Annotated in this window: 7 protein-coding genes; 6 read left to right on the plus strand and 1 reads right to left on the minus strand. The window is 72.7% G+C overall.

Annotation, left to right across the window (positions count from 1 at the left end; translation table 11 throughout):
* Positions 1-158 precede the first annotated feature (158 nt).
* Positions 159-7,112: a hypothetical protein gene (locus FOF48_RS01875; RefSeq protein WP_143898126.1), complete on the plus strand. Its 6,954-nt coding sequence runs from the start codon at positions 159-161 to the stop codon at positions 7,110-7,112.
* Positions 7,113-7,137: 25 nt separating this feature from the next.
* Here FOF48_RS01875 and FOF48_RS01880 read toward each other — a convergent pair whose 3' ends face one another.
* On the minus strand, positions 7,138-8,004 hold the full coding sequence (locus FOF48_RS01880) for a hypothetical protein (RefSeq protein WP_235685289.1): 867 nt from the start codon (positions 8,002-8,004) through the stop codon (positions 7,138-7,140).
* A gap of 60 nt (positions 8,005-8,064) precedes the next feature.
* On the opposite strand from FOF48_RS01880, the gene galU reads away from it, so the two are divergent.
* The 5 genes from galU (at position 8,065) to FOF48_RS01905 (ending at position 18,779) form a co-directional block, all read left to right on the plus strand.
* Positions 8,065-8,967 (plus strand): UTP--glucose-1-phosphate uridylyltransferase GalU, encoded by a 903-nt coding sequence (gene galU, locus FOF48_RS01885; RefSeq protein WP_143898130.1) that lies wholly within the window; start codon positions 8,065-8,067, stop codon positions 8,965-8,967.
* Entirely contained in the window at positions 8,964-9,719 is a 756-nt protein-coding gene (locus FOF48_RS01890; RefSeq protein WP_143898132.1) for a hypothetical protein, read from the plus strand. The genes galU and FOF48_RS01890 overlap by 4 nt, the downstream gene beginning before the upstream one ends.
* A 103-nt stretch (positions 9,720-9,822) precedes the next feature.
* Complete coding sequence (locus FOF48_RS01895; RefSeq protein WP_143898134.1) at positions 9,823-10,431, plus strand: glutathione S-transferase family protein; 609 nt, start codon at positions 9,823-9,825, stop codon at positions 10,429-10,431.
* A 190-nt stretch (positions 10,432-10,621) separates the two neighbouring features.
* Positions 10,622-13,015: a primosomal protein N' gene (gene priA / locus FOF48_RS01900; RefSeq protein ID WP_255441813.1), complete on the plus strand. Its 2,394-nt coding sequence runs from the start codon at positions 10,622-10,624 to the stop codon at positions 13,013-13,015.
* A 16-nt stretch (positions 13,016-13,031) separates the two neighbouring features.
* The gene (locus FOF48_RS01905; protein ID WP_143898138.1) at positions 13,032-18,779 is read left to right on the plus strand and encodes a response regulator; all 5,748 of its coding nucleotides are present in this window, start codon (positions 13,032-13,034) and stop codon (positions 18,777-18,779) included.
* Positions 18,780-18,789: the final 10 nt, after the last annotated feature.

Below are 18,789 nucleotides of genomic sequence, written 5' to 3' on the forward strand. Positions count from 1 at the left end.
GTTCGGGCCTTCCCACGGGGTGGGGGGGAGAGGGGTCCCCCCATGCTTCGCATCGTGTGTAGACTGGAGACTTCATGGGTGGCGGGAGACACGGCAAGGGCCCTGGGACGCCGGAGCCTTCCCTTCGCGGACCGGGGATGGCCTCGCGAGGAGAAGACGTGCGAGGCGCGGTGGCCCAGGTCTGCCGGGATGCCGCCCGGTTGGTCCGGGAGGGGCAGGCGGCCCGGGCGTACTCCGGGTTGGTGGCCGCCAGCCGTTCGTTGCCGATGACGTCGCGGCTCGCGGCGGTGTTGGTGCGGTGCGCGTTGAAGGCGGGCACGGAGCGCGCGGTCGTCACCCTGTTGGACGCGGCGATGGTGTCCGAGCGGGGCGTGGTGCGCCGCGAGGTGCGCCGTCAGCTGTCGCGGGTGTTGCGGCGCACGGGGCAGGAGGCGCGCGCGGCGGCGGTGCTCAACGGGTTGCTGATGGACGCGCCGGACGACGCTCGGGCGCGCTTCGTGCTCGACGTGCTGCGTGAGCGGGTCGCGAAGGCGAAGGAGGAGGCGGCGCGGCAGCATCCCGGGGAGGACGAGGAGTCCCGGACGAAGACCGTGGAGGTGTCCGCCCTGGCGCTGTCGGATCCGGAGCTTGGGAACACGGTGGTGGAGATGCCGGTGGTCGCGGTGCCGGTCACGCCGGTGAAGGCTCCGCGAGCCGTCACGGTGCAGGTCCCGCTGGGGGAGTGGGCGGGACTTGAAAGGGCCGCGGCGCGAGGACCGGAGTTCCCCTGGGAGGACGACGGGCCGGGCCGGGCGCGGGTGGTGACGCCACCAGAAGCGGCGCGGGCGCGGGTTTCGGGCGGTGGGGCGACGGCTGGGGCCTTGGGAGGGCAGGGGGCGTTGCCGCCCGTCCTGGCGCGGTCCGTGGAGTCGTCACCCGACGCTGGGCGGTCCGCTGCGCCATCGAGCACGTCGCCTGTGCCGGACGCGGAGTTGGCGTCGCGTGCAAGGGCCGTTGCTTCATCGGGCACGTCACTTCCCGCGGATGGGGTGCAGGTGATGGTGGGCCGGGAGGCAGCGGCTTCGCACAAGCCCACGTCGGCGGATGCGGCGCGGGCGTGGGAAGCGGAGCCCGGGGTGAACTCGGGCGAGGTGGCCTTGGCTGCCGCGGCGCGGGCGTGGGAAGCGGAGCCCGGGGTGAAGTCCGGCGAGTCGTCCCTGGCCGATATGGCGCGGGCGTCCGAAGTGGGGACCGCCGCGAAGTCCGGCGAGTCGTCCCTGGCCAGTGCGGCACAGGCGTCCGAAGTGGGGACCGCCGCGAAGTCCGTTGAGTCGTCCCTGGCCGATACGGCGCGGGCGTCCGAAGTGGGGACCGCCGCGAAGTCCGTTGAGTCGTCCCTGGCCGATACGGCGCGGGCGTCCGAAGTGGGGACCGCCGCGAAGTCCGTTGAGTCGTCCCTGGCCGATACGGCGCGGGCGTCCGAAGTGGGGACCGCCGCGAAGTCCGTTGAGTCGTCCCTGGCCGATACGGCGCGGGCGTCCGAAGTGGGGACCGCCGCGAAGTCCGTTGAGTCGTCCCTGGCCGATACGGCGCGGGCGTCCGAAGTGGGGACCGCCGCGAAGTCCGTTGAGTCGTCCCTGGCCGATACGGCGCGGGCATCCGAAGTGGAGCCCGTCGCGAAGTCCAGCGAGTCGTTCCTGGCCGATACGGCGCGGGTGTCCGAAGGAACGCGCCCTGGGAGTTCGGGCGTCTCATCGCCCGTCGATGGGGTGCCGGCGCCCGAAGAGATGCCCGTGGCTCAGTCGGATGGACCCTCGTCCACCCATGCGACGGCGGCATCGGAAGAAGCGGCCACGTCGCGCCTGCGTGAGCCGATGTCCGCCGATGCAGCGCCGTTGCCCGGGAAGTCCGTCATCGCATCGAGCGAGCCGTTGTCGGCGGACATGCCGTCTGACGTTGGGACGCCGTTCGCCGATGCCTCCGTGTCCTCGCCAGTGGATGTGGCGCAGGCCTCTGTGCAGGTGGCGACAGCCTCAAGCCAGGATGCATCGTCGAAGGGGATGCATGCGCCCGTGGAGCGGACGGCTGGAGAGAACGTCTCCGCCGCATCGGGCGGAAGTGCGTCGTCTGACGCGGCGCTGCTCTCTGACGTCAGGACCGCCACGGCAGCGGATGCATCGTCGCCTGTGCATGTTCCACAGGCGCTAGGCGAGCCGTCGCCGTTCGATGGCGCGGCAGCCTCTGAGAAGAACGCCGTTCCGACCTCGAACGTGTCATCGCCAGTCGATGGGATGTCCGCACCCGATGTGAAGCCCGCAGCGGCGGCGGCCGAGCCGCGGGTCTTCGAGGTGACGCAGGCCTTCGGCAAGAAACTCGTGGTGGCGGCGGAGGAGCCGCTGTCAACGGATGGCGCGCGGGCTCTCGACGAGAAGCCCATGATGGCCGCGACCGGAGCTTCACCGGTCGGAGAGTTGCCTGCCTCCGACGGCAATTCCGAGGCGGCATCAAGTGCCGCTCCCTTCACCGGCGAACCGAAGGCCTCCGCTGAAACACCGGGCGCCGCGACCCTCGGCCCCAGCCACGTCCCTGCCGCGCCGGATGCGGTGCGGGTGCCGGGCGAGTCTTCCAAGGCGTTGGGCGAGGACGGGTCGACGTCGGAGTCGACTCCGAAGGTGTCGGGCGAGGATGCATCGACGTCGAAGACGCAGGCGCCGCGCGCGCCCGGTGCGGTGCTGGTGCCCGGAGCACCCTCGACGGCGTTCGACGAGGACGAAGCGACCTCGGAGATCACTCCGCCCGAACGTGTCGAGTCGGAGAAGGCTCCTTCCGCGTCCGCCCTGTCCCGTGACGAGAAGCCGCGCGCACAGCCTCCTGCCTCCGCGCGCCGGGCCACCGTGCTGGTTCCTGCTGCCTCGAACCCGGCTTTCGAGGAGGAGGAATCGACCTCGGAGGGAGTCCCCCCTCAGGTTGAATCGGACACGCCTCGAAGCCCGTCAGGCCCCGAACGCGATTCCAGCCACATCGCCTCGGGAACGCCCGCTGAGCGGGGGACGAATCCGGAAGCGTCATCCTCCGTGCGCACCGCGGAAGAGGGCTCGGAGCGGGCGCAGTCGCAGCGCCAGGAGGCGCAACTCATCGCGCGCCGTGCGTGGCGAGAACTGGCCCAGCTCTATCTCAAGCGCGCGGACCGGGCGAAGGACGCGCCAGAGCGCGCCGAGGCCCTGACGCGGCTCGCGGAGGTGATGGAGAACGAGCTCCAGGACTCCGCGGGCGCCGCGCGCATGTACCGGGAGATCGTCGAGCTGACGGGTGAGCGCACGGCCTTGCGCGAACAGGTGCGGCTGCTGTCTCAGCGCGAGGACGCATCGCTGGTGCGCCGAGCGCTCGATGACGCGATCTCTCGAGCGCGAACGTCGCGGGCCCGGGCCGTCGCGCTGCTGACGCGAGGCGAGCGGCAACTGAACATGGGCGCGCCCGCCAAGGCGCGCGTGGACTTCGAGGCGGCGGATGCGCTCGTGCCGGGCATGTTGCCCGTGCTCGCGGGGCTCGTGCGCTGTGTCTCCGACGAGGAGCGCTTCGCCCAGGTCGAGCGGCTGCGCGCCGCCTGCGCCGCCGCGCCGCGCCGCGCACCGGACCGCCTGGATGCGTTGCGAGTGCTCGCGCAGGTCGCGGAGGAGTCGTTGGGCGACCTGCGCATCGCGCAGTGGGCCTGGGCCGAGGTGCTCGCGGAGAGCCCCGACAACGAGCAGCCCCGGGAGCACCTGCTCGCGCTCGCACGCCGGCTGGGGGACCTGCCCGCGCTCAGCCAGTTGCTGCACGCGCAGCTCGCCCGCGAGCCTCGGGGACCAGCCGCGCGCAAGGCGCACCTGGAGCGCGTGGCCACGCTGGAGGCCATGGGGGACGCGGGCGCGGCGCTGGCGGAGCTGCGCCAGGCGGTGCGCTTCGAGCCGGGGCACAAGGAGGCCTGGCTGTTGCTCGCGGACCGCTGCACCGAGCGCGAGCAGATGGGGGAGGCCGCCTGGGCGTTGGAGAACGCGGCCACCGCGACGGAGGACGACGAGGAGCGCCAGCACACGTGGGAGCGGCTCGCGCTCTTCTGCCGAGAGGTGTTGCACAACACCGACCGTGCTCGCACCTATGCGCGCCGCGCGGAGAGCCTGCGCAAATCCCGCGAGCAGCGGGCCCGTCCGCCGCCTCCTGAGCCTCCGCGCCCCGCGCCGCCACAGGCCAGCGGTATGCCTCCGCCGTCGGTGCTCGTGGCGCCGCCGGTCGCCACGGGGCGCGCGCCCGCGAATCGCAAGGACCTGTCCGACGAAGTGACGTCCAACACGGACGTCCAATCCTTGATGGGCGCTGAAGAGGCGCCGCCCGCGGAGGCGCCGGCGAAGCGTTCGTCCCGGACAAAGGAGGGTTCGGCCCGGAAGTCCGCGGACGCAGGCACGGCGTCGCCCACCGCCGCCAAGGCGCGGAAGGCACGGGCGACGGGTGAATCTCCGGAGGCGTCGGGGGCCGCCGCATCGCCCAAGGGGCGGGGCAAGGCCGCGTCCGCGAAGGCACCGTCGGGGAGCCAGGTTCCCGTGGGAGCCGCCGCAGCTGGCACCGGGGTCGCGGCTCCATCGAAAGCCTCGCAGGCAAGCCAGCCCCCAGTCGCGGATGCGTCGCTGGGTGCGGAAGCAGCTCGACGACCGAAGACGCCCTCAGGACGTCATGACTCGGTGTCGGAACCCTCGCGGGGGGCGGAAGCCTCGCGTCAGCCGAAGTCCCCGTCGGGGAGCCATGCTCCCGTGGGAACAGCTTCGGCAGGGACGCCCGACCCGCGCCAGCCGAAGTCCCCGTCGGGGAGCCATGCTCCCGTGGGAACAGCTTCGGCAGGGACGCCCGACCCGCGCCAGCCGAAGTCCCCGTCGGGGAGCCATGCTCCCGTGGGAACAGCTTCGGCAGGGACGCCCGACCCGCGCCAGCCGAAGTCCCCGTCGGGGAGCCATGCTCCCGTGGGAACAGCTTCGGCAGGGACGCCCGACCCGCGCCAGCCGAAGTCCCCGTCGGGGAGCCATGCTCCCGTGGGAACAGCTTCGGCAGGGACGCCCGACCCGCGCCAGCCGAAGTCCCCGTCGGGGAGCCACGCTCCCGTGGGAACCGCGTCTGCGGGGACGGCCGCCCCACGCCAGCCGAAGTCGCCGTCCGGACGGCACGCGCCAGCAGGTGCCCCGTCACAGAATCCAGAAGCACAGCACGAGCCCCAGGCCACGGCGGGGCGGCCCGCCTCGGTGGCGAGCCCCACTCCGAAGGCGGAGGCCCCCCGTCGCGCCCCATCCGCGAAGGCCCCCACGGAGAGCCCTCCCTCGCTCGCGGAGGCCGTGCCGGGACCGAGCACCATGGCCCGGGCCTCGAAGCCCTCGCGCGGGACCTCGGCAAGCACGGGGCACGCCTCGGAAGCAGAGACACCCGACCACCAATCCCGCGCCCCCGCCTCGCCCCGGGAAAGCACGACGGGATTCGGAGCCTCCCTTTCGCCAGAGGCGGAACGCGAGTCGCCACCGCCAGCCGCGTTCCCGCCCACGCCGCGAAAGGCGTCCGCCCCGAGCCCCACGGCCGCCGGGGATCGCGCGTCCGCCCCAGACGAAGGCGCCCCGCCCTCCGGGCCGTCCGCCCGTTCCTCCGGAGCCGCCAGGAACGCAGCGGGCACCCAGGTCCGCGAGGCCCTGCCCAACCCCCGCGTGGAGCGCGCCCCCCGCGCCGGTCACGCGCCCCGCGCCCCGCTGTCCGCCAGCGGCGTGGAGCCCCCGGCCGCCGCGGCCCGTGCTCCGCTGTCCGCCAGCGGCGTGGAACCCCCGGCCGCCGCGCCCCGCGCCATCGCTGGCGCCTCGCGTCCCGCCGCGCCACCGGCCCGCGGCAGAGGCGCCCCTGAAGCACCGCCCTTCATTCCCACCCTCGACCAGATTCCGGACGAGGACGAGGACTCGGAGGAACTTGGCGGCGGGCCCGTGGAGGCCACGAGCGTCATCGCCTGGGAAGCGCCTCCCGGCCGCATGGACCCCGTGCGCCGCATCCACCGGGCCGGCCGTCCCGAAGGCACCGTCTCCGGCCCGGCCCCCACGCGCCCCCCGAGCGGAGGCCGCACCATCGTCGGCGCCGCCGAGACCCGCGAAACGCCCGCCGTCCCGGACGCCGCCGCCGCGCCGCCCGCCGAGGCCACCTCCGCGGAGCCGCTGGTCTTCAAGCTCGTGCGCGAGCGTCCGCTCGACCCGAAGCCCTACCGCGGCCTCGTGGACCACTTCGACCAGCGCGGCGACACCACCCGCGCCGCGCTCATGCGCGAGCTCGCCGACGCGCTCGATGCCCGCGACGTCTCCGCGCCCCGCGTCCAACGCGGCCCCCTGACCAACCAGGAGCGCGCGGGCCTGCGTCACCCGGGCCTGCGCACCCCGTCCGGTGAGCTGCTCGCGTGCGTGGGCATCGCCCTGTGCCGGCTGTTCCCGTCGCCCGCGCGCATCGCCAGCACCTCGGAGCCCCTGCGCGCCTCCGCGGGCCCGGGCGCCTCCGCCGTCCTGGACGCGCTCCACACCGTCGCGCGGTTGCTGGGCGTGCCGCTGCCCGAACTCGTCGCGGGCGACGACGACACCGCCCACATCACCCCGGTGCACACCACCGTCCCGCGCCTCGTCGTCGGCCGGCTCCTCGTCCAGCAGCCCCCGTCCACCGCGGAGCTGCGCTTCCACGCCGGCCGCGCCCTGTTCTCGCTGTCGCCGGACCTGCTCGCGCTGCGCGCCCTGCGCAAGGACCACCTGCTGCGCGCGCTCGCGCTGCTGTCCTCCGTCCTCCGCAACCCCAAGGACGCCGGCGACGACGCCCGCGTGGTGCGCGAATCCCTCTCCCCCCGAGCCCTGGAGCGCGCCGCCCTGCTGATGGAGCCCGGCACGCGCGACTTCGACGCGACCCTGCTCGTCGCCGCCGCGCGCGACTCCGCCAATCGCGCGGGGCTCGTCGCCTGCGGAGGCCCCGGGCCCGCGCTCACCGTGCTGCGCGCCCGCCGTCCGCACGACTCGGAGCTGGAGGAGCTGGTCCGCTTCGCCGCCTCCGAGCGCTACCTCGCCCTGCGAGACCCCGCGGAAGCGGGCCGCTCCGGAGCCTGAGCGCGCGGGGCGCCGCCCGCGCCCCTCAGTTCACCGAGACGCGCAGCGTGAGCGCCAGCAGCCGCCCGTTCAGCCCGCCCAGGTCGTGCTGGTACGCGAGGTCCACGCCGCCGCCGCCGGGTGACAGGAAGCCCAGGCCCGCGGTCACCCGCGAGACCTTCTGGAAGCCGTCGTACGTGTAGCCCACCCGCACCGGAACGACCTCGTTCAGGATGTACTCGACGCCCGCGTTGTACGTGAGCACCGCCGAGTCACGCGACTCGAAGTCCCCTCGCACGTCCAGCGCCACCACCGTGGCCTGCCCCACGTAGCCCGCGTGCGCGGAGAAGTAGCGCGTCAGCTCCACGTTGTCCGTGTCGATGAGGTTGTACCCCGCCACGCCCAGCGTCAGCTGTTCGGTCAACCGCATCAGCACCCCCGCGTCCAGCGTGATGGAGTTCGCGAAGCGCGACTGACCGTTCAACCGCAGGTAGTGCCCCGACATGCCGATGAGCAGCGACTGTCCCAGCGGCAGCGCCGCGCCCAACGTGCTCAGGTTCGCCGTCGTCCGCGTCCCGCCGCGCCCCAGGGACAGCCAGTGGTAGTCCACCCCCAACGCCAGCCGGCCGCTGCTGGAGTCCGCCAGGGTGACGCCCAGGAAGCCCTGCTTGTTGCGCGGGTCGTACGCCCCCGTGCCCTCGATGCGGTAGGCCGGAAACAGCGCCATGGCCGCCGGATTACCCAGGAGTGCATCCGCACCCAGGCCCGTGGCCCGAAAGGCGCTGCCCATGCCCAGGGACCGTGCATTCGCGATGTTGCGCAGCTCGTCGGCGGGTTCGCCAGCGGCCCGGGCGACGACGGGGAGCACGGACAGCGTCAACGACAGGGCGGCAAGGATGGCACGGAGCGGCATGGCGCCAGGGAATCTATCCGGCTTGCTGGGGTTCTGGGCCACCAATAGATTCCTCGCCCCATGTCCTCTCCTGACACGAAGGCAGCGAAGCTCATCCGCAAGTGCGTCATTCCCGCCGCCGGCCTGGGCACCCGTTTCCTCCCGGCCACCAAGGCCGTTCCCAAGGAAATGCTGCCCATCGTCGACACGCCCACCCTCCAGTACATCGTGGAGGAGGCCGTCAGCGCCGGCATCGAGGACGTCGTCGTCATCAACGGCCGCGGCAAGGGCGCCATCGAGGACCACTTCGACATCGGGTTCGAGCTGGAGACCACGATGCGCGCGCGCGGGAAGACGGCGGACGCGGACAAGCTGCGCGCCATCGCGAACCTGGTGCGCATCATCAGCATCCGCCAGAAGGAGCCGCTGGGCCTGGGCCACGCGGTGCTGTGCGCCCGGAGCGTCATCGGCGACGAGCCCTTCGGCGTCCTCCTGGGAGACGACATGATCGACGCGGAGGAGCCCGGCATCGGGCAGCTCGCGCGCGTCTACCAGCAGCACCAGAAGGCCGTCATCGCGCTGATGGAGGTCCCCGACAGCGAGACGCACCTGTACGGCATCGCCGCCGGCAGGGACCTGGGCAACGGCGTGATTCAAATCGACCACGTGGTGGAGAAGCCCAAGAAGGGCACCGCCCCGTCGAACCTGGCCGTCATCGGGCGGTATGTCCTGCCCCCGTCCATCTTCCCCATCCTGGAGAAGCAGACCACCGGCGTGGGCGGTGAAATCCAGCTCACCGACGGTCTGGCCACGCTCCAGAAGACCGAAGGTCTGCTGGGCTACAAGTTCCAGGGCCAGCGCTACGACGCCGGTGACAAGGTGGGTTACCTCAAGGCGAACATCGCCTATGCGCTCAAGCGCCCCGACCTGCGCGGAGGACTCCTGGAGTACATGCGCGAGGTCGTCAAGACGGAGAAGCCGTGAAGCGTCTCATCGCCGTGTCCGCAGTCCTCGTCTCTCTCTCCGCCGGCGCCTACGTGCTGCCCGGTGGCTCCATCCTGCGGCGCATGGTCGCCGCGCGGGAGGAGAAGCACCTGTCGGCCTTCCGGGTGGAGGGCTCCGTCATCTTCTCCTCCACCGCCGTGCCGGAGGCGGGGGCCGCCCTCAACGTCACCTCCGACCGCCCGGAGCTCCAGGGCGACGGGGTGCTGAGCGTGAAGATTCCCGGCCGCTGCCGCTTCGACGCCACCTCGCCCGAAAGCAGCAACAAGGCCGCGTCGGTGCTGGCCTCCGGCAGGAAGCGCGTGGAGGGCAAGGAGGTGGCCGCCATCTCCGTGCTCGTCACCCAGGTGTGCGCCATCCTCGCGCAGGACTCGGGCAGCGTGCAGGAGACCCGGCTCGCCCAGGAGGCGTACCTCCAGGGACTGGGCGTCAACACGAAGCTCACCTCACTCGCGCGCTTCAGCGGCGAGGTGGCCTTCGTCCTGGGCGACCCCGCTGAAGGCAAGCCCCAGTTCTGGGTCTACAAGGACGCCTTCCGGCCCGCGCGCCTGCGCTACGCGGACCCGGCGGGCACGGCCTGGGATGTGCGCTTCGTGGACTACGCGTCGCCGGCCACCGGGGACTGGATGCCCCGCACGGTGGAGGTCTGGCGCGCGGGACAGCGCGTGCTGCGCTTCACCGCGCTCAAGGCGGACAACCGCTCGGCGGTGTCGGACAATCTCTTCACGCCGTAGCGGCGCCGCGTCGAATCGCTTGCCGTGGGCGGGACTCGCGGTTGAAAGTCCCGCCCGCCCCGAAGCTCGGATTCCCCTGGCTTCCGGTGCGGAGGCGATTCACATGAAGCTCTATGGCAGCCCGTTCAGCACCTGCACCCGCAAGGTCCTCGTGGCGCTGGGGGAGAAGGGCCACGAGGTCGAGTTCATCCACATCGACCTGATGAAGGGCGAGCAGAAGACGCCCGCGCACCTGGCGCGCCAGCCCTTCGGCGTGGTGCCCGCGCTGGAGACGGACGACGGCTTCGTGATGTACGAGTCGCGCGCCATCATCCGCTTCCTGGACCGCACCCTGCCGGGTCCGGCGCTGACGCCCGCGGACCCCAAGAGCTATGCGCTCATGGAGCAGTTCATGGGCGTGGAGCAGTCCTACTTCTCCCCCCCGGCGATGAAGATCGTCATGGAGCGCTTCCGGGGCACCAACGACGAGGCGAACATCGCCAAGGGCCGCGAAGGTGTGCTGAAGCCCCTGGAGGTCATCGACGCGGTGCTCGCGAAGCAGCCGTTCCTCGCGGGCAAGGACTTCTCGCTCGCGGAGATCTGTTGGGCGCCGTACGTGGACTACCTCTTCGCCATGGGCGAGCAGGGCCTCATCGCCCCGCACAAGAACGTGATGGCCTGGTGGGACCGCGTGTCCAGCCGGCCGTCGGTGAAGAAGGCCTTCGGCAAGTAGCCGCGCGACCGTCTGCCTTCCGCCGCGCTCCAGCGGCAGGCGACCGGGCCTCTTCCGCCTCCCTGGTTCCAGGGGCGGGAGGGGCCCTTCGCGTTTCCCAAAGGCCCCTGCATGTCAGACGCCCCGGGCACAGTGGATCCCGGGTGCAGGACGGACGGGGTCGGGGAGCAGGCGGCAAGAGGGTGCGGTCATGGAGCAGGAGCACTTCGCGCTGGGCGGTTTCACGCGGACGCAGGGAGAGGTTTCCTCTCGCGGTTCCATCCCCTTGCGGACGCGCCGTACGGAAGTGGGAAGGGAACTGTCGCAGCGGGAGCACGCCGCTACAGTGCGCCCCGTCGTGAGTGCCACCCCCGCCCTCCTTGCGTCCGTCGCCGTGGGCCGCCCCGTGCGCGGGGAGTTCACCTACCTGGTCCCAGAGGCGCTCGCGGGCCAGCTGGCGCCGGGCCAGCGCGTGCTCGTGCCCTTCGGCCGCGGCATGGCGCTGGGCTTCTACCTGGGGCCGGCCCAGGCGCCGGTGGAGGGCGGCGTGCGGCTCAAGCCCATCCAGCGCGTGCTGGAGGACTCGCCCTCGCTGCCCAAGGACCTCATCGCGCTGCTGCGCTTCGCCGCCGAGCACTACCGCTACCCGCTGGGGGAGGTCATCCGGGGCGCGCTGCCGCCGGGCCTCTCCACCGCGGTGGATGAGAAGGCGGCGAAGGCGGACGTGCAGTTCTTCGTCGAAGCGCTCGTCACGGAGGTGCCTCCGCTGCTCGCCCGGGCCCCGGCCCAGGCCGCCGTGCTCCAGTACCTCCTGGCGGTGGGAGGACGCGCGCCGCTGGAGGAGGTGACGCACGCCATCCCCGGCGCGCGCGAGACGCTCAAGAAGCTGGCGACGCGCAAGATGGTGAAGTGGGTGGAGGTGACGCTGGAGCCCGGCGTGCGCGAGGGGCTGGTGCAGAACCGCCCGGACCGGCTCACCCCGGAGCAGGACACGGCGGTGCGGGAGCTCCAGGCCGCCGTCGACGCGGGCGGCTTCCAGCCGTACCTCCTGCACGGCGTCACCGGCAGCGGCAAGACGGAGGTGTATCTGCGCGCGGTGGAGCACACGCTCGCGCGGGGCCTGGGCAGCCTGGTGCTGGTGCCTGAAATCGCGCTGACGCCGCAGCTCGTGGGGCGCTTCCGCAGCCGCTTCGGCGGGGATGTGGCGGTGCTGCACTCGGGGCTGAAGGACCGGGAGCGGCTGTTCCACTGGCAGGCCCTGCGCAAGGGCACGGTGAAGATCGCCGTGGGCGTCCGCTCGGCCGTGTTCGCGCCGGTGGAGCACCTGGGACTCATCGTCGTGGACGAGGAGCACGACCCGTCCTTCAAGCAGGATGAGAAGCTGCGCTACCAGGCGCGCGACCTCGCCGTGGTGCGCGGCAAGCAGGCCTCGGCGGTGGTGGTGCTGGGCTCGGCCACGCCCTCGCTGGAGACGCTCCAGAACACCCGCTCCGGGCGCTACAAGCTGCTGGAGCTGCGAAACCGGGTGGATGACCGGCCCATGCCCACCATCAACCTGGTCGACCTGCGCGTGGAGCGTCCGCGCGAGGGCCAGGTGACGGAAGAGGCGCCCATCCTGAGCCCGCAGATGCTCCAGGCCATGGAGGAGACGGTGGCCAAGGGGCAGCAGGTCATCCTGTTCCTCAACCGCCGGGGCCACAGCACCATCCTGCTGTGCGAGGTGTGCGGCCTGTCGCTCAAGTGCCACGACTGTGACGTGTGCTTGACGCACCACCGCTCGCAGAACCGGGTGGTGTGCCACTACTGCGGCGTCGCGTTCCCCGTGCCGGACCGCTGCCGCGAGTGCACGGGTCCGTTGCTCAAGCTGGGCATCGGCACCGAGCGCGTGGAGGCGGAGGTCCTGGAGCGGATGCCGCACGCACGCGTGGCGCGGCTGGACCGGGACTCGGCCACGAGCGCGGAGCGGCTGACGGAGCTCCTGGCGTCGTTCGCGCGCCGGGAAATCGACGTGCTGGTGGGCACGCAGATGGTCGCCAAGGGGCACGACTTCCCGGGCGTGACGCTGGTGTGCGTCGTGATGGCGGACACGTCGCTGGCGATTCCCGATTTCCGAGCCGCTGAGCGGACCTTCCATTTGTTGACCCAGGTGGCGGGGCGGGCGGGGCGGGGGAAGGACCCGGGGCGGGTGTTGGTGCAGACCTACAATCCAGACGCGGAGCCGGTGAAGCGGGTGCTGGCGCACGACTTCGACGGGTTCTCGAATCAGGAGCTGGAGTGGCGCAAGGCGTTGGCCTATCCGCCCTTCGCGAGGATGGCGGCCGTCCGGCTGGAGGGGGAGCACCCCGAGCAGACCGCGGGCGTGGCGCGCTTCCTGGGCAACCTGGTGGGGCGGCACATGCCGCCGGCCTCGGCGGGGGTGCGGTTGCTGGGGCCGGCCCTGGCGCCCATCGCCCGCATCCGGGGGAAGACGCGCTGGCAGCTGCTCCTGAAGGCGCCGACGCATGCGGCGCTCGCCCCATTGCTCGCCCGGCTGGAGGCGGCGTTGGCGGATGTGCCCAACGGGGTGAAGGTCGTGATCGACGTGGATCCCGGGGCCATGCTGTAGACTCCGCGGCTCCCCCATGGGCGCCTCGGTCCTCCTCGTACACGACGACATCGCCACCATCGCCGCCGTCCGGCGATTGCTGTCCCGCGAAGGGCACGAGGTCATCCTCGCGACCTCCGCCGCGGATGCGCTCATCGCCTTCGGGCATCACCTGCCAGAGCTCATCGTGCTCGCACCGGGCGTGGAGAGCGGGCGCGGGCGCGTGGTGCTGGAGGAGCTGGTGCAGCACCCGGAGGGCCACAAGGCGCGGGTGCTGCTGCTGAGCGAGGCCATCGAGGGCTTCACCGCGCCGGTGGCGCCGCTGCCCCTGGATGGCCCCAGCTTCGTGACGCTGGTGGACACGTTGATCCGTGCCCCGGCGGAGGCGGACGGCTGGCGTGTGGTGGAGAACCGGGCGCTGCCGGAGCCGGTGCGGGGGAGCGGGCCTGGGGCGGACGAGGCGTGGCATGCGACGGCGCCGCACGCGGTGGGGGGCGACCCGGCGCTGGCCAACGCGCTGTTCGGGGACCTGGCGCCGCTGAACCAGACGGACTGGGAAGTGGCGGCGATGACGCGCGAGGAGCGCAGCGCGCACGTCGTGCACCAGCAGCGCGAGCGCAGCACGCACCTCGCGATGAACATCGCGCTGGAGCAGGCGCACCTGGAGGTGGAAGCGGAGGCGATGGCGTCCATCGACTCGGCGCTGTCGGTGGGCCCGAAGTCGGAGTGGACCGGTGGAGGGGAGGGCGCGGACTCCGGAGGGGACTGGAGCGGCGAGGATCCGGACGCGAGCGTGGGGGACGAGTGGGACGCGGAGCCGCCGCGCGCGGACGACGCGTCCGACGTGCGCCCTCCGGGAGCGCGCACCACGCTGCGCTTTCCCTTCCCGAACGAGGTCGCGCCGCGGGCGGGCGGGGCGTCGGCGGAGGTCGCGGGGGACGTGGAGTCGGAGCTGCCGCCGGGGAGGCTCGCGTTCCGTGAGGAGCGGCTGACGCCTCCTGGGCTGAAGCCGGTGAAGGCCGCGCCGAAGCTGGGGGACGAGGGCTTCTTCGACGTTGATTCAGAAGAGGATGGGGGCGCCGCGAAGGCTCCCGAACGTGAGGCGTCGGAGCCGCTGGCCTGGACGGAGCTGCCGCCGGATCCGGAGCTGGAAGCCCGCCAGAAGGGCCATGCGGCCACGGTGGCGGAGGACTCCGACGAGACGGACTTCGGCTCGGTCGCGGACGACGTGGCGGCGGAGGAGCGGGCCGCCGCGGCCACTGCTTCCGCTGGGATGGAGGACGGTGCCGCGTCGTCGGAGCCGACCGAGGAGGAACCGGCGTCCGGTGCTTCCTCCGAGACGGAGGACGATGCCTCGTCGTCGGAGCCGACCGCGGAGGAGCTGGCGGCCGCGGGCCTGTCGAACTGGGATGTGTTGGAGGCGGAGCTCAAGGCCTCCGTGGACGCGCGCGAGCGAGAGGCGTCCGGAGACGCCGAGAAGCCAGTGGGCTCGGACTGGTTCGATTCCGAGACCGTCGACGACGCGAAGTCGGAAGGCTCCAAGCCGCTCCAGTGGCCGGACGCGCCGGGCGCGGGCGGCACGGCGTCGGGCGGCTTCGCGAGCCGTCAGTCCGCGCGTCCCGGAGGCGCGAGTGGCGCGCTGGAGTCCCGGGATGCGGGCCCTGCGAGCGGTAGCTCGGCGAGGCCGGGCGACACGGCGAAGTCGGGCCAGGAGTCCTCCGCGAGCCAGGTCACGGCCCGCCCCGGCGAAGCGCCGGAATCGAGCGAAGCCACGTCCGCGGACAGCACCTCCGGCCGCGCGGGCGCAAGGAAGGAACTGCGCGTGGCCGCGCGCGTCCCGCTGCGGACGGGGAGCAAGTCCGGAGCAGCCGATGCGGCAGGCTCCGAGGGCAACTCCGCGCGCCCGAGCGACAAGTCCGCGGCAGGCGGAGCGGCTGAGGCAGGTGGCGGATCCGCGCGCCCGAGCGATGCGGCTGCATCCACCGAAGCGTCGGCTTCGAGTGGTGGTGCTTCACCGCCGGGAGGCGTGGATGCACAGGCCTCGGCCCGGCTGGAAGTCCAGGCGAACGCCTCGCCGCTGCCAGTGCCCGGCGGACTGCAGCGGGCGAACAAGTCGCGGACCGCGACCACAACCCAAGAGCAGGCGCCGCGCGCGGACGCGGCCGAGCCGCGGTCGGACCTGGCCGCGGAGCTGGAGGCGCTGCGCCAGGAGCTCGCCCTGGCGTACACCGCCATCGAGGAGGCGGAGACCCGGGCCGCGGAGGCGGAAGCCCTGGCCGAATCGGAGCAGGCGCTCCGAGTCGAGCTGGAAGAGCGAGTTGAGGGCGAGGCCCGAGCAAGAGAAGACGCGCGGTTCGAAGCGGAGGCGGAGGTCGAGGCCCGGAGCGCCGTGGAGGTGCGGGCCGAAGCGGAGGTCCACGCCCGCGCCCGCGCCGAGTCCCTGTTGAAGCAGGCGTCGGCGGCCCACGCGGACTCGGAAGTCCGGGCTGTATCCGCGACGCAGGCGTTGGCGGAAGTGGAGGCCCGGCTCGCATCCGAGGCGGGAGACCGGGTGGAGGCGGAGGCCCGGGCGGACGCGGAGGCGCGCGCTCGCCGCGAAGCCGAGGCCGTCGCGGAGATGGCGCGGCTCGAGTTGGCGGAGCTCGAGAAGCGCATCGCGGCGGAGGTCCAGGCGCGCGAGCAGGCGGAGCTCCAGGCCCGGCAGGAATCCCAGACGCGCGAGGAGGCCGAAGCTCGCGCCGAACTGGAGCAGGCGGCGCGGGCCGACGTGGAAGCACGCCTGGAGGCCGAGGCCGAAGCAAGGCGCGCGGCCGAGGCCCAAGTGGCGACCGAGGCTGAAGCAAGGCGCGCGGCCGAAGCCAGGGCGGAGTCCGAATCCCAGGCCCGTGAGGAGGCGCGCCGGAGCGCCGAGTCCGAGGCCCAGGCGCGTCAGCGGATCGAAAGCCGTGACGGCAAGGAGGCCGCGCTCCGTGCGGACCTGGAGGCCCGGCGCGCCGAGGCCGAAGCCCGGGCCGAAGCGGAGGCGAAGGCCCGAACCGTCGCGGATGCGAAGGTGAAGCACTCCGCGCAGGCGTTGTCGCTGGTGGAGGTGCGAGCGCACCAACTGGCCCAATCGCTGGCCGAGTCCGAAGCCAAGGGAAGGCAGTCCGCGCAGGCCCTGGCCCAGGCGGAAACGCGGGTGCAGCAGGCGACGCAGGCGCTGGAGCAATCGGAGGCGAAGGCGAAGCAGTCCGCGCAGGCCTTGGCGCAGGTCGAAGCCCGAGCGCAGCAACTGGCCCAGGTCCTGCTCCAGGGCGAGGCGAAGGCGAAGCAGTCCTCGCAGGCGGTGAGTCAGGCGGAGCAGCGGGCCACGCAGGCCGAGGAGTCCCGCGCCAGCGCAGAAGCCACCGCCGAGCGGAACGCGGAGCGGCTGGCGGAGGCGGAAGCCCGGGCCGTGAAGGCGGAAGAAGCCCTGGCCGAGGCCCACGCCCAGGCGGAGCAGGCCGAGGAGATCCGGAAGCGAACCGAGTCGCGGTTCGCGGAGACCTTGGGTCAGGCCAACGCCCGGATGGAGCAGCTCAAGCAGGCCCGCCAGCGCGCGGAAGCGAAGGCCGCCCAGCCCGCGGAAGCGCTGCTCCAGGCCGAAGCCCGCGCCAGGGAATTGTCTGAAGCCGTGAAGCGAGCCGAGGCGCGGGCCACCGCGGCCGAACAGGCCCGCGATGCCAACGCCGGACAGCTGAGCCACCTCCAGGCTCAGGCCGCGAAGCAAGGCGAGCAGCTCAAGCAGCTCCAGTCCGAAGCGAAGAAGCTCGTCGAAGAGCTCAAGCAGACCCAGGCGGAAGCGAAGAAGAGCGCCGAACAGCGCAAGCACGCCCAGGCCGAAGCGGAAGCCCGAGCGGAGCAGCTGTCGCAGCTCCAGTCCGAAGCGGAAGTCCGCGCGGAGCAGCTGAAGCAGCTCCAGGCGGAGGCGAAGAACAACGCTGAACAGCTCGAACGGGCGCGGGCCGAAGCGGAAGCCCGAGCGGAGCAGCTGAAGCAGCTCCAAACGGAGGCGAAGAGCAACGGCGAACAGCTCGAGCAGGCACGGGCCGGAACAGCGCGCCTCGCGGATCAGCTCAACCAGTCCCAGTCCGCCGCGGGAAGCCGCGACGAACAGCTCACCCAGGCGCAGGCCCGGATTGAACAGCTCACCCAGGACCTGACCCAGGCCCAGCGCCGCGCGGATGAACTCGCGCAGGCCCGCGGGGACCAGGCCGAGCAGGCCCGCGCCGAAGCCGCGGCGAACGCCGAACAGCAGCTCCAGGCGCGCACCGCCGCGGAGGCTCGCGCCCTCCAGGCGGAGCAGAAGGCCGCCGAAGCCACCGCGAAGGCCGCGTCGGAGAGCCGCCTGCGCACCGTGCTGGAAGTCCGCCTCGACTCGGAGTCCCGCGCCCGTCAGGGCCTCGAGGAACGCATCGAAACCGAGGCCCAGGCCCGCGCCGCCGCGGAGTCCCGCCTCGCCTCCGAGACCCAGGCCCGCGCCGAAGCCGAAGCGCGCACCCAGTCCGAAGCCACGACCCTCACGCAGGCGCGAGACGCCCTGCAAGCGCAGCTCGAAGCGCTCCACCAGGAGCTCGCCCGCGAGCGCGAAGCCCGAGCGAAGGTCGAAGCCGAAGCCGTCGAACAGCGCCTCCAGTCCGAACGCGAGCGCGAACAACTCGAGGCCCGCGCGCAGCGGGACGCGGAGGAGGCCGCGGCGCAGGCCCGCGCCACGCTCATCCCCCTCGAATCGCCGGGGCGTCCGGAGATGGCCGTGGCCCGCAGCGGCAGCCTCACGCAGGAGGGCCTTGCGCGCCTCGTGCTGCGGCTGTGCGACGCGCGCATGGAAGTGCGCCTGGAGCTCAAGGTGATGAACGCCTTGCGCGTGCTGTGGCTGCGCGACGGCGTGCTGGTGGGCGCCGCGTCCTCGGCGCAGGGCGAATCCCTCATCGACCGGGCCCGCGCGGACGGCCTCATCGACGCGCGACAGGAAGCCGAGCTTCGGCTCGTGCGCAGCGCCACCACGGGCACGCTGCTGGAAGCCCTGCGGGGCCGGGGCTACGTGCGCGAAGCCGAGTCCGTCCCGCTGGTGCAGCGCTACACCGAACAGGTCTTCCTGGACGCGCTCGCGGAGCCGTCCACGCTCTACCGCCTGGTTCCGGAGCCCGCGCCGCACGAGGTGGCGCTCGCCGCCGCCACGCGCCCACCGCTGCACCTGCTGGCGGAGGGGCTGCGCAACACCCTCACCGCGGAGTCGCTCCTGGACGCGGCCGGCTCCCTGCGCGCCCAGGTGTCGCGAGGCGACGCGCACGTGGCCCCGTCGGACTTCGGACTGTCCACCCGAGAGCTTCAGCTCCTGCAAGGCGTGGATGGCGAGCGCACACTGGAGGCGCTGCTGTTGAGCGCGGGACTGCCCCAGGACGGAGCGCTCAAGACGCTCGCGGTGGCGAGGACGCTGGGCCTCATCACCCTGCATCCTCCCCTGGAGGACGCCCAGGGCGACCTACCTCCGGAGTTGGATGTTCACCGCCTGGAGGCCAAGTTCGAGGAGATCCAGGAAGCGGACTACTTCACCGTGCTGGGGCTGGCCCGCTCGGCGGGCAGCGAGGAGGTCAAGCGGGCGTACGCGCTGCTCGCGGCCGAATTCCACCCCCTGCGTTTCGCGGGCCACCCGGACCCCGCGCTCCAGCACCGCGCACAGCAGATCCGCGCGGTGTTGACCGAGGCCGCTCGGGCGCTCGGGGATGACCGGCTGCGGGGCGAGTACGCCCGTAACCTGCTCGACTGATGCCCGGTGG

Origin of the sequence: Corallococcus sp. Z5C101001 (assembly GCF_007352635.1) — a bacterium.
In the GTDB taxonomy this organism is placed as follows: domain Bacteria; phylum Myxococcota; class Myxococcia; order Myxococcales; family Myxococcaceae; genus Corallococcus; species Corallococcus silvisoli.

Excerpts from the sequence above, each read along its gene's own strand:
- FOF48_RS01880 (WP_235685289.1), bottom strand. The coding sequence starts at position 8,004 with ATGCCGCTCCGTGCCATCCTTGCCGCCCTGTCGTTGACGCTGTCCGTG.
- galU (WP_143898130.1), top strand. The coding sequence starts at position 8,065 with ATGTCCTCTCCTGACACGAAGGCAGCGAAGCTCATCCGCAAGTGCGTC.
- FOF48_RS01895 (WP_143898134.1), top strand. The coding sequence starts at position 9,823 with ATGAAGCTCTATGGCAGCCCGTTCAGCACCTGCACCCGCAAGGTCCTC.
- priA (WP_255441813.1), top strand. The coding sequence starts at position 10,622 with ATGGAGCAGGAGCACTTCGCGCTGGGCGGTTTCACGCGGACGCAGGGA.
- FOF48_RS01905 (WP_143898138.1), top strand. The coding sequence starts at position 13,032 with ATGGGCGCCTCGGTCCTCCTCGTACACGACGACATCGCCACCATCGCC.